The sequence below is a fragment of the Methanococcoides sp. genome (assembly GCF_030594565.1).
Classification (GTDB): Archaea; Halobacteriota; Methanosarcinia; order Methanosarcinales; family Methanosarcinaceae; genus Methanococcoides; species Methanococcoides seepicolus.
Genome location: NZ_JAUVEY010000067.1, coordinates 1 through 11437 on the forward strand (window position 1 = coordinate 1; position 11437 = coordinate 11437).

Here is an 11437-nt window from a genome sequence, read left to right on the forward strand (position 1 = left end):
GCAGGTCATGTCGCAGAATGTCTGTGAACATATCTTTTATCTCGTTGGAATGCTCGAGTTGCTTTTCATATTCCTTAAGCTCTTGCTCTGTTCTCTGCCGGTCAATGTTTGCCTGCTGTAGGGAATATCGCGTCTGTTCAATACCGTCTGTCAGAAGCTTGAGGTCACCATGGCCGTGGACACGCAGATCACGGGAAAAATCCTCTTCTTACATTGCGGATAGGACCTGATTTGAATCGTTGATGATAAGGTCGAGCACTTTTGCGAACGCATTCATGGAATCTGCCAGTTTTCTAAATTCTCCTGCATATTCCCCTTCAAAACGTGTTTTAAGATCCCCTTTAGAGAGCTGTTCAGCAACCCTTATGGTCTCTTCAACAGGTACCATTACGCCATCGAGAATATGGTTAAGGCCTTCCGGTATTTTCCTGAAATCCTCATCGATATCAGTGTTTGCACGGATGTTAAGTTTTCCTTCTGCAGCAGAATCTGCCATGTCCTTGAAATCATTCACAATATCATCTATTGATGCTGTTACCGAACGTGATGCCACGTATGCTGCCAGCCCCATGAAGAAAACAGATAATATTCCAATTCCTATGAGCTTGTCCCTTAAAGCAAAAGTCCCGGCAAGCATTTCACTTCTTGGGACTACAAGGAACAATCCGTAATTTTTAGATTCTATCGGTTCATAGAAAACAACAACTTCTTTTCCAGTCACCGGATCGATGGTATTTATATGACCGCTTATTTTATGCTGGATGTCATTCGCAGCCTTTGCCAATTCTTCATTATCATAATCGTAGATCGTTTTATGCCCGATCCAGTCTTTGTTATACGGCTGTGAAAGTATTGTGCCAGAGCTGCCGGTCATAATGGCATATCCTGTGTCGAATGCTTTGATCTGGCTCACGATATCATCGACATACTTCAATGATACATCTACACCTGCCACGCCCAGAAATTCATCGTCCTTTATGATCGGTGCTACATAACTCACTATAAAAACATCTTCGTAGTAGTATGGGTCAGTAATGAAGTTTTTATTGAATACCTTTGGATAGACATAATATTCCAAAGTTTCATAACCCTGAAGCGGTTCTAATTCGATTTCCCCTTCGATCTTGTTCCAGTATGGTATGAAACGTCCTGATGCATCATGTCCTTCGGCATTGATGAACTCACTATCCCTGCCATCAAAAGCGTTAGGTTCATACGCCACATAAGTTCCAAGCAAGTGAGGATTGTCTTCAAGTATCCTATGCATCATCCTGTTCACTTCATCCCTGTCTGATGAATTATATTCGCTCATACTGGAACTAATGGCACGCGCTATTGCCATGTTGGAGCGCATATCTCCATCGAACTGGTTTGCATAGCCTTTTGTGATCTCAATGGATTGCTGGTTCGCAAGCTCTTCCTGCACTGATATTTGGGTAGTAATTGTGACGGTGGTTGCTAAGATCATTACTAAAAGAACGCCTGTAACAGCAGAAAGAACAAGTTTTGATCTAAGCGATACCTGCATCCAGTTCATGTGACTCCGGCTTTTAATGGCAGGTTATCGAATATTAACGTTTCTAAACAGGCGTTATATTTTATTAAGTTAATATCTATTACACTTAATTATATTAGCTATAAAAATAACCTATTTCATCTATTTCTATGAAAATTGTGCTAAAAATATACAAATGATGATCACTCATCATTTGTTTTTGGTGTATTGATATTTGCACGCATTGATTATTGTGGTGATATTCCTAGTCACGGGGAAATTGCCGACATCGAGTATTTTAATTATTATATCGATTTTGACCAGTACTTTATATTTCAAATGGCTTTTCCGAAATAGTTCTCCATTTTTTGATAACGACGTGGAGCAAGTAAAAAGAGGACATCACAAGGATAATTGTTGCACCTGATGCTATGTCGAAGTAATAGGACAGCATGAGGCCAAGTATTGTAAAGGCGGTACCGAATGAGATCGACAGGAACATCATCTTCCTCATATCGTCTGTAAATTCCCTGCTCAATGCGGCAGGAATTGTAAGGAGAGCAATTACAAGTATAAGTCCAACCACGCGTATCATCACTACAACTGTCAGCGCAATAAGGCAAAGCAAAAGCAGATATAGTTTTTCAACAGGTATTCCTGCAACGGTGGAGAAGTCCTCATCATAGCACAATGCCATGAACTCTTTGTACAGTACATATACCACCAGAATGATGATGGCATCCAGTGCCAGCATCATCGTGATGTCTGACTGTGGTACTGTAAGTATATTCCCGAAAAGGTATGTCATTAGGTCTGGTGCATAACCCGGGGTCAGGCCTATGAAAATGATGCCGATTGCCATGCCCATTGACCAGAGTATTCCTATGATCGTATCTTCTGCAACATCTGTACGTTTGCTGAAGGTGCCTATGGTAAGTGCAGAAAGCAGGCTAAAGGGTAACACCCCCATTATGGGGTTTATCCCGAGAAAATAGCTGATGCCTATTCCGCCAAAGGATGCGTGTGCAATTCCTCCGCTGATGAAGGCTATCCGCTTTACAACGACATATACTCCGATTATACCGCATGCGATACTTGCAAGAATGCCTGCCGTGATGGCATTGATCATAAATTCATATTGTAATATTTCCAGCACTTCGATCCCCTCATCAGTGTTTAGGCAATACCCTGTGCGGTACGCCATGGGCTATCAATTCGACAGGACACCCGTAAACCTGCTCGACGTCTTCGGGGATAAGTTCCTTTGAACCGTGGTAATGCAGTTTCCCGTTAAGGCATGCTATCTTGTCCACGAGTACGGAAACGGCACTGATATCATGTGAGACCATTACTATTGTGACCCTGGACCTGAGCTTCTTAAGCAGTTCATAGAATTCCATTTGCATTATGGTATCAATACCTGTGACCGGTTCATCCAGAATAAGTACTTTTGGTTCGCTCACAAGGGCACGTGCTATGAAGACCCGTTGTCTCTGCCCTCCGGAGAGTTCTCCTATCTGGCGATCACTATATTCGAGCATTTCCACGGTCTCAAGGGCTTTCTCGGTTGCAGTATTGTCTTCTTCTGTGTATTTTCGGAACAATCCTTTCTTTCCCATTCGTCCCATAAGCACAACTTCTCTAACATTTATTGGGAAATCGAGGTTCGAAGGATTGTATTGGGGTACATAACCGATCAGGTGGCGTGCTTTCTCGGGGGTTGTGCCGAGTACTTCCACGGTTCCCCTCTGTGGTTTTATCAATCCCAGAATGACCTTCAATAATGTGCTTTTCCCGCCACCGTTCGGTCCTATTATTCCAAGGAAATCCCCCTCTTCGATGGAAAGGTTCACGCCTTCCAGCACTGTCTGGTCCTTGTATCTTAACCATACGTCTTTAACATCGATCACTTTCCCCATCCGAACTCCTCATTATGTGGTCAAGCCTTCTGAAAATGCTTCGCTTATTATCTCTAAGTTTCCCACATAGTCCTTTGCAAGAGGGTCAACAACCACTACTTTTCCATCTATTGCAGAAGCGATGGTCTCAGCACTCTGTTTGCTGAACTGGGCTTGTACGAAGATGGTCTTGATGTTCTTTTCCTTTGCCTTATCGATGATCCTTTGCATATCCTGGGGGCTTGGTTCCTTCCCCTCGCTCTCGATAGTTATCATGTCGAGTCCGTATTCTGCTGCAAAATAGCCCCACGATGGATGGTATGTCATGAAGCTTCTACCTTCCCCTTCCATCAGTTTTTCCCTTATCATTGCATCAGCTTCATCGAGCTCTTTAAGGTAGTTCTCTTTGTTCTTCAGGTAGAGGTCCTTGTTCTCGGGATCTATCTCTATCAGACCAAGATAGGTGTTCTCGACCATCATTTTAGCATTAATGGGGGATGTCCAGACGTGGGGGTCATATCCTTCATGTGCATGATCTCCATCTTTCTGGAAGTTCTCATCACTATCTTCCAAATGGGTGTTCTCTTCCTCATCATGCTCTTCCGTTTCAGTGCCGATAATGTTGATCCCTTTTGAACAATCAACAATAAGCATGTCTTCGTTAATTCCTTCGATCTTCCCAAGCCATACTTCTTCAAAAGGCAATCCAGATCCAACTATGAAGTAAGCACTTGCTTTTGTAAGTTCTCTTAGCTGCCCCGGGCTTGGTTCATGGGTTGCAGGACTGGCTCCTGGCGGGATCATGAGGATGGTCCCAACATTATCTCCAGCTATCTTTTCTACAAACTCCTGCTGCGGAAGGATGCTAACGGCAACGGTCATTCTATCTTCCCCTGATGCGCTCTCTCCATTGTCTATACAGCCAGCTGCTGATAATGTAGCTATCAACATTATTAGTGTGAGGATATTGATCGTTCTCATAAGTGCTCTGCCATCCTTTTTATAAATATCCGGGGTTATTTTAGTTAGGATAATTTTCAGATCATATTTTCGGAATGCTATTTTTGGTATGATGCCAAATTTAATGTTTTGCCCGAACTTTAATTATACTCATTTTTAAATCATTTATATACTTAATAGGTATAAAACAAATTAGTGGTATGTTTTATTTAATAATTTTGCTCAATACCAACTTTTATGCCTGGCAATAAAGAATCGAAATATTTAATACTATAATTTATATTCTTATGTAGTATTTGTTGTAATTGTTCGGGAGATATACAAATGGCTAAAAGGACCTTATTGATGCTATCTATAATTCTATTGACATGCTCTCTTCTGTTCTCCGGATGTGTGGGACAGAATGGCAATGAGCTCAATGCTGTGCAGACCGACGTGCAAAACGATGTGCTCTATCAGGTATCGACAATCGATGCCCTGCTTGAGGGACTTTATGATGGTGAGGTAACGATCAAAGAGCTAAAAGAAAAAGGCGATACAGGCCTTGGAACCTTTAACACACTCGATGGTGAGATGATAGTGATAGACGGTGAGGTCTATCAGATAAGGACCGATGGTCTCGCGTATCTGGCAGATGATACCATGCTTACGCCTTTTGCGGCGGTCACTGCTTTTGAAGCAGATGAAGTCATTGTTATGCAAGAGAAGATAAATTCTTCAGAGGTCGCTTTTATGCTGGAACAGGCATTGCCTTCTAAGAATATCATGTATGCTATTAGAATAGATGGCAATTTCAGCTCGATGAAGGTTCGCAGCGTTCCAGCACAGGAAAGGCCATATCCTCTACTTGTGGATGTCGTTGCAAGTGAACAGGTCGTTTTCGAACATGAGGATGTGGAGGGCAGCATCGTAGGTTTCTGGCTTCCTTATTATATAGAGGGCATGAATGTTCCCGGATATCATTTCCATTTTATCGACTCAGAACGTGTCGAAGGTGGCCATGTTCTTGATTATACGCTTATCGATGGTACTGTGAGCATAGACCACACAACAGGCTTTGAACTTCTGCTTCCAAGCGATGATGATTTTCTTTCCGCCGATCTTCTAAGGGACAAAGGGGAAGAGTTGAGCGTTGTGGAAAAGGATGACTGAGATAACTATTACCTGGTGATCGACTATCAATCCAGATAATTTCAGCTCACCCATGATTCTTAAATAGGTTTGTAGCAATAATGCGCTAAAAACGGAGATTATTATCCCATTTAAAAAGGTGAATATATGTACGCAGATAGAATCAATTCATTACCCCCTTATTTATTCGCAACTATAGATGAAGCCAAAGACGCTGTAAAAGCAAAAGGAGTCGATGTGATCGACCTTGGTATCGGTGATCCTGATATGCCTACTCCTGAACACATCGTTGAATCCATGTGTGAAGCTGTCAGAGACCCTGCAACCCACAGATATCCTTCATACACCGGTATGATCGAGTTCAGGGAAGCTGTGGCAAACTGGTGCAAGGATACACGCGGTCTCGAGCTTGATGCTGCAACGGAGACATTGACACTTATAGGCTCAAAGGAAGGTGTTGCACACATCCCTCTTGCTTTTGTCAACCCTGGCGATGTGGCATTGATCCCTGATCCTGGATATCCTGTTTACAAGATCGGAACCCAGTTCGCAGGCGGAGAACCACACATCATGCCTCTTCTTGAGGAGAATGGCTTCCTTCCTGACTTTGACGCAATTCCTGCTGACAAGCTTGCAAAGGCAAAGCTCATGTTCCTGAACTATCCGAACAACCCAACATCCGCTACTGCTGATGTGAAGTTCTTCAAAGAGGTCGTTGAGTTCGCAAAGAACAATGACATCACCGTTGTTCACGACAACGCATATTCAGAAATGGTCTATGATGATTACACTGCACCAAGCTTCCTCAGTGTTGATGGGGCAATGGATGTCGGTATGGAACTTTATTCCATGTCCAAGACCTACAACATGACTGGATGGAGACTTGCATTCGCTGTTGGTAACAAGGACCTCATAAAAGGCTTTGGAAAGGTAAAATCCAACATCGATTCCGGTGCTTTCGATGCAGTTCAGAGAGCTGGTATCACTGCAGTCTCAAGCTCACAGCAGTGTGTTGCTGATATGAACAGCATCTATCAGAAAAGGCGTGATGCACTTCTCAAGGGTCTCAGAGGTATCGGTCTTGACGCAAAGGCACCAAAAGCAACATTCTACATGTGGGTTCCTACTCCTGATGGATACGATTCCATGGGGTTCTCAAAGCTCTTGCTCGAAGAGTCCGGTATTGTTGCAACTCCGGGTGTCGGCTTTGGTGAATATGGTGAAGGTTACATAAGGTTCGCTCTTACACAGTCTGTAGAGCGTATAGAAGAAGCTGTGGCAAGAATGGATAAGCTGACCATCTAAGGTCAGGCAATAACCATACCACAAAAACTACAATAAACGTATAGCAGAATAAATAACAGAACAGTGCCACCATCTCGGTGGCCCCATGTTCTTTTTTAAAACGATATCTTCTTCTTTTTAAGATAATTTTCAAACAATGGTGTCTGGTTCAGCCGAAGGCTATCATTGTTTCAAAAGCGAGTTCGGATGAATGTGGCCGCTTCTTATCATGTGGTCGACCAGTACCAATGCCATCATAGCTTCTGCAACGGGGACCATTCGTGGCGGGATAGTTGGATCATGGCGGCCTTTGATGATGATATCGCTGTTCTTCATCTCTTTTGTATTGACCGTGTGCTGCACTTTTGATATGGATGGTGTGGGTTTGACACTTGCACGGCAGATTATGGGCATTCCTGTGGAAAGTCCTCCGAGTATCCCGCCGGCATTATTGGTCTGTGCGATTATCTTTCCATCTTGCAGTACGAACGGATCGTTCATCTGACTTCCCTTCATCTGTGCTGCCTCATTTCCAATTCCTATCTCAACACCTTTGACAGCACCGATGCTCATTATCGCTTTTGCTATATCGGCATCAAGTTTATCGAAAACAGGTTCTCCTATTCCCGGTGGCAGACCGATGGCTATTATTTCGACAACACCGCCTATGCTGTCATGTTCTTCCCGTGCTTTTCCTACCTTTTCGAGCATCCTTTGTGCCGCTTCCAGATCGGCACACCTGACAGGTGTCTTTTCAATGTCTTCCTTTATTGTATCAAAAGGCATCTCTTTTGCACGAATACCGCCAAGTTCTGTCACATGTGCAATGATATCAATACCAAAATTTGAAAGGATCTCTTTTGCAACAGCTCCTGCTGCAACTCTTCCAATGGTCTCGCGTGCGGAAGAACGTCCTCCTCCCCGATGGTCACGGATGCCGTATTTTTCCATGTACGGATAATCTGCATGACCCGGTCTTGGGAGGTCTTTGATATTATCGTAAGAACTCGAATCAGCATCCTTGTTCCATACCATCATGGAAATAGGTGTACCGGTAGCTTTTCCTTCAAAGATCCCTGAAAGGATCTCCACCTTGTCTGCCTCAGAACGCGGTGTGGATACAGCGCTTTGGCCGGGACGCCGTCTGTTAAGTTCTTTTTGTACCATATCTGTGTCAAGGGCAAGTCCTGCGGGGACGCCGTCAATAACGACTCCCAATGCACGTCCGTGTGATTCTCCCCAGGTTGTTATCCTGAAAGAATGGCCAAAGGTATTTCCGGGCATGTTTATCTATTCCATTTGATGCTATTTTATTTTTGTTCTTTCAGAGGGTCAATATGCACCATAACTTCAGAAACACCTTTTATTTTGCTCTTAAGGTGGTCCATCACTTTATGTGATATTGCATGTGCCTCGTAGAGCGGCATATCCGGTCTTACCATTATATGAAGGTCGATATGGATATCTCCAATACACCCTCGGGTCCTTATCTTATGGCAGTTCTCCACACCTTCTATCTCGTAGACAAGTGAGCATATCATGTCTTCTTCAAGCTGGGCTGCATCACAGAGGGTATTACTGCTGTTAAGGATTATACTGACACCTGCCCTGACAATGACCGCTGCTATGATAAGTGATATCAGGGGGTCGATTATGGGGTAACCTGCTTCTATAGCTACCAATGCTACCAGGACCGAAAGTGAAACGTATATATCGCTTCTGGTGTGTATGGAATCTGCAAGCAGGATGTCACTGCTTAACTGTTCACCTTTCCGGCGTTCATATTCGGTGACCATCATGTTAATGGCCATTGTCCCTATCATAACCAGGAAGCTCAGGTTCGTTACATTCGGACGTATGTCCGAAGTGAATCTATCAATTGAATTGTGAATTATTTCGAAACCCACGAAGATGATAAGGGTCGCAATGATGATCGATGCTAGGGTCTCGAATTTCTTATGTCCGTAAGGATGGCTCTTGTCCGGAGGTTTAGCTGCCACGAAAATAGCGATAATACCGACGATGTTGGATATTCCGTCAAAGAGGGAGTGATATCCGTCTGACTTCATACTGAGGGTATTTGTAAGTGTACCATAGACTATCTTTACAAAAGCGACCAGGAAATTCAGTACCAGTATAACTGCCAATATCTGCTGGATCTTTCTTGAGCGTTCGTCCATGGTATATCGCAATTATATATTTGGGTTACATATAAAGGTATGTTGGGGGTTCGGAGCAGTTTAAATAATTATATTGCGTTAATATCACGTATACATCTTGTTAATAATCAAATTTTCATAGTTGAATCATTCATGAGGGTTAACCAATGGTAAAGATCGCAGTTACAGGTAAAGGGGGTGTGGGTAAGACCACATTGTCCGGTACGATTGCAAGGTTGCTTGCAAGGGATGGGTATGATGTGCTTGCTATTGATGCAGATTCGGATATGAACCTTGCATCTTCATTGGGAATTGCTAAGCCGCCACTGCCACTTACGGATTATAAGGAAATGATCGATGAACGTGCAGGTGAGGCTGGCGGGATGTTCAAGTACAATCCAAAGGTCGATGATATCACGGACAAATTCGGTGTTGTTGGACCCGATGGTGTGAAAATGCTCGTCATGGGCACGGTCGAACGTGGCGGAAGCGGCTGTATGTGCCCTGCATCTTCTTTTTTAAGAGCGTTGCTAAGGCATGTGGTCCTGAAGGATTCCAGTGCACTGATCATGGATATGGAGGCAGGTATCGAACATCTGGGTAGGGGAACTACACGTGGTATCGATCTTATGATAATAGTCGTGGAACCTGGAATGCGTTCGATAGAAACTGCGAGCAGGATAAAGGACCTTGCATCTGGTATTGGTGTGGAACATCTTGCTGCTGTTGTTAATAAAGGAAATTCTGCAGATGTCAAACCTAAGCTTGCAGAACTTGGAATTCCTGTACTTGGTGAGATCCCGTTCTCTGCTGAGCTCATGAATGCGGATTTTGAAGGTAAGGCTCCTCTGGATTCGGGACTTGAGGATATCGCTCCATTCGTTGAGATAAAGGATAGGATGCTTGAGATGATCGAAGGCTTCAAAGACGAAGAGACAAAGGATGAGAACTGACTATGCTAAGATCGAGCCGTTCATAACAAAGGACGGTTCTATAATAAGGGAGCTTATGCACCCCGATGGCGGTGGCAGTGAGAAGCAGAGCGTTGCGGAAGCCATAGTTCCCATGGGCAGTTCAACACTTGCACATCGACATCTGGTTGCAGAGGAGATCTATCATATAACAACTGGTAGAGGTCTCATGACCCTGGAGGCTGAGGTGTTCGAGGTGAGTGCCGGTGACACCGTACTGATCAATTCAGGTGTCGCGCACAAGCTTGAAAATACCGGGAGTGAATTCCTGAAGATCCTGTGCTGCTGCTCTCCGGCTTATTCACATGAAGATACTGAACTTCTGGAATGACCGCATCCTTTTCTTCTTCTTTTTTAATCGCTGGAGTAGGTTCCCATTAGCTCTCCCTCTGCAATGATGTGTTCCTGCATTGCCTGTTCCAGAGCTGTTCTTGTGGAACCTGATCCGAGGTCAAGCATAGTGTCCAGTGCATAGATCCTGAAAAAGTACCTATGTGTTCCTGAAGGTGTACATGGTCCGAAATAATCTGTTCCTTTAACATCGTTAAGTCCCTCTACTCCCGGATTTGTGTTCTCATTGATCATTGATCCCGGTTCAATGTTCCATACTATCCAGTGGGTGAACGTTCCCCTTGGAGCATCGGGATCATCGACTATCAGTACAAGGCTTTCGGTATCTTCCGGCAGGATGCCGGGAACGAGCTCCGGATTAATGTTATCCCCATCGCAGGTGTATCGTGAGGGGATCTCCCCCTTGTTCTCAAAGGCGCTGGTCGAGATCGTGAATATGTCCTGTTCTTCGTTGTTGTCCCGCTCCGGTACATAATCCTCGTTCTCAATTATTACCGGTATTGGTTCAGGTTCATCAGTATCAGTGGTTGTACAGCCCGATACTGCTATGATCAGCATTATTGTGGCGAATGTAACGATTTTTATCAATGTAGGCATTTCAATTACCCCTATCTTACATTTGGCTGTACCTTTAATAAATTATATATTGAATAGGCAGTTTTCAACTATATTGTTCGATAAAGTCCTAACAATTATTGGAGGCATACTGTTGAAAGTGGCAGGAAATATCATATCAAGATTGCAAAAGATCGAAAAGGTTGAGAGGTTCAGATTGACCCTTCAGCTTATCGGCCTTGCCATCTTCATTTATTTTGGTTCACAGTCAACATTCTATGTTGTTCTACTGTCCGTTCCTGTTGCTCTGCTATTTGGTCCGGTCTATTGTGGCTGGATGTGCCCAAGGGGCATGTTCCAGAACATCATTGGTGCAATGGGAAAAAGGGTCCTCGGTAAAAGATACAACAAACTTATCCCAAAAAGCATCCATAAGCCGTTACTATATTTCCGCTATGTAGTATTGCTCTTCTTACTGACTGCTCTGGTGCTGCATGAATTTCAGCTCATTGATGATCCCATCATGGAATCCGTGGTAATAGATGGTCTGCTACTGATCATGGTGGTTTCGATACTGCTTTCCTTTTTCGTGGACAGGGCTGCATGCAGGTATTTCTGTAAAGAAGGTGCAGC

General features: G+C 43.8%; 12 protein-coding genes. 5 read left to right on the forward strand and 7 right to left on the reverse strand.

Annotated elements, in window-relative coordinates; genetic code table 11:
* Positions 1-208: 208 nt before the first annotated feature.
* The 4 genes from QAS77_RS06895 to QAS77_RS06910 form a co-directional block, all read right to left on the reverse strand.
* Entirely contained in the window at positions 209-1528 is a 1320-nt protein-coding gene (locus tag QAS77_RS06895; RefSeq protein WP_305064597.1) for a cache domain-containing protein, read from the reverse strand.
* A 295-nt stretch (positions 1529-1823) separates the two neighbouring features.
* Positions 1824-2651 carry a metal ABC transporter permease gene (locus QAS77_RS06900; protein WP_250868343.1) on the reverse strand — a complete coding sequence of 276 codons (828 nt, stop codon included), beginning with the start codon at positions 2649-2651 and terminating at the stop codon, positions 1824-1826.
* A gap of 13 nt (positions 2652-2664) precedes the next feature.
* The gene (locus tag QAS77_RS06905) at positions 2665-3414 is read right to left on the reverse strand and encodes a metal ABC transporter ATP-binding protein (RefSeq protein WP_305064599.1); all 750 of its coding nucleotides are present in this window, start codon (positions 3412-3414) and stop codon (positions 2665-2667) included.
* Positions 3415-3426: 12 nt separating this feature from the next.
* The gene (locus QAS77_RS06910; protein WP_305064601.1) at positions 3427-4374 is read right to left on the reverse strand and encodes a metal ABC transporter solute-binding protein, Zn/Mn family; all 948 of its coding nucleotides are present in this window, start codon (positions 4372-4374) and stop codon (positions 3427-3429) included.
* A 303-nt stretch (positions 4375-4677) separates the two neighbouring features.
* Between QAS77_RS06910 and budA the strand changes: the two genes are divergently transcribed.
* Both budA and QAS77_RS06920 read left to right on the forward strand, forming a co-directional pair.
* Positions 4678-5505, forward strand: coding sequence for an acetolactate decarboxylase (budA, locus tag QAS77_RS06915; RefSeq protein ID WP_250869182.1), 828 nt, complete (start codon positions 4678-4680; stop codon positions 5503-5505).
* 126 nt (positions 5506-5631) lie between these two features.
* Positions 5632-6789: an LL-diaminopimelate aminotransferase gene (locus tag QAS77_RS06920; RefSeq protein WP_305064602.1), complete on the forward strand. Its 1158-nt coding sequence runs from the start codon at positions 5632-5634 to the stop codon at positions 6787-6789.
* 162 nt (positions 6790-6951) lie between these two features.
* On the opposite strand, the gene aroC is transcribed toward QAS77_RS06920, so the two are convergent.
* Positions 6952-8052 (reverse strand): chorismate synthase, encoded by a 1101-nt coding sequence (aroC, locus tag QAS77_RS06925; protein WP_250869184.1) that lies wholly within the window; start codon positions 8050-8052, stop codon positions 6952-6954.
* A gap of 26 nt (positions 8053-8078) precedes the next feature.
* Positions 8079-8948, reverse strand: coding sequence for a cation diffusion facilitator family transporter (locus QAS77_RS06930; RefSeq protein ID WP_250869185.1), 870 nt, complete (start codon positions 8946-8948; stop codon positions 8079-8081).
* 146 nt (positions 8949-9094) lie between these two features.
* On the opposite strand from QAS77_RS06930, the gene QAS77_RS06935 reads away from it, so the two are divergent.
* Both QAS77_RS06935 and QAS77_RS06940 read left to right on the forward strand, forming a co-directional pair.
* On the forward strand, positions 9095-9880 hold the full coding sequence (locus QAS77_RS06935) for an ATP-binding protein (protein WP_305064603.1): 786 nt from the start codon (positions 9095-9097) through the stop codon (positions 9878-9880).
* Complete coding sequence (locus QAS77_RS06940; RefSeq protein WP_250869187.1) at positions 9870-10229, forward strand: cupin domain-containing protein; 360 nt, start codon at positions 9870-9872, stop codon at positions 10227-10229. Before QAS77_RS06935 ends, QAS77_RS06940 begins: the two co-directional genes overlap by 11 nt.
* A 23-nt stretch (positions 10230-10252) precedes the next feature.
* Here the strand turns inward: QAS77_RS06940 and QAS77_RS06945 are convergent, their stop codons facing one another.
* The gene (locus QAS77_RS06945; RefSeq protein WP_305064605.1) at positions 10253-10846 is read right to left on the reverse strand and encodes a YbhB/YbcL family Raf kinase inhibitor-like protein; all 594 of its coding nucleotides are present in this window, start codon (positions 10844-10846) and stop codon (positions 10253-10255) included.
* A 73-nt stretch (positions 10847-10919) separates the two neighbouring features.
* Here QAS77_RS06945 and QAS77_RS06950 point away from each other — a divergent pair.
* A partial coding sequence (locus tag QAS77_RS06950; RefSeq protein ID WP_305064607.1) for a 4Fe-4S binding protein occupies positions 10920-11437 on the forward strand: 518 nt, incomplete at its 3' end.

What these genes read in the sequence shown, in the direction of transcription:
- QAS77_RS06930 (WP_250869185.1), bottom strand. Translation starts at nt 8,948, where the DNA reads ATGGACGAACGCTCAAGAAAGATCCAGCAGATATTGGCAGTTATACTG.
- QAS77_RS06895 (WP_305064597.1), bottom strand. Translation starts at nt 1,528, where the DNA reads ATGCAGGTATCGCTTAGATCAAAACTTGTTCTTTCTGCTGTTACAGGC.
- QAS77_RS06945 (WP_305064605.1), bottom strand. Translation starts at nt 10,846, where the DNA reads ATGCCTACATTGATAAAAATCGTTACATTCGCCACAATAATGCTGATC.
- budA (WP_250869182.1), top strand. Translation starts at nt 4,678, where the DNA reads ATGGCTAAAAGGACCTTATTGATGCTATCTATAATTCTATTGACATGC.
- QAS77_RS06905 (WP_305064599.1), bottom strand. Translation starts at nt 3,414, where the DNA reads ATGGGGAAAGTGATCGATGTTAAAGACGTATGGTTAAGATACAAGGAC.
- aroC (WP_250869184.1), bottom strand. Translation starts at nt 8,052, where the DNA reads ATGCCCGGAAATACCTTTGGCCATTCTTTCAGGATAACAACCTGGGGA.
- QAS77_RS06940 (WP_250869187.1), top strand. Translation starts at nt 9,870, where the DNA reads ATGAGAACTGACTATGCTAAGATCGAGCCGTTCATAACAAAGGACGGT.
- QAS77_RS06910 (WP_305064601.1), bottom strand. Translation starts at nt 4,374, where the DNA reads ATGAGAACGATCAATATCCTCACACTAATAATGTTGATAGCTACATTA.
- QAS77_RS06935 (WP_305064603.1), top strand. Translation starts at nt 9,095, where the DNA reads ATGGTAAAGATCGCAGTTACAGGTAAAGGGGGTGTGGGTAAGACCACA.
- QAS77_RS06920 (WP_305064602.1), top strand. Translation starts at nt 5,632, where the DNA reads ATGTACGCAGATAGAATCAATTCATTACCCCCTTATTTATTCGCAACT.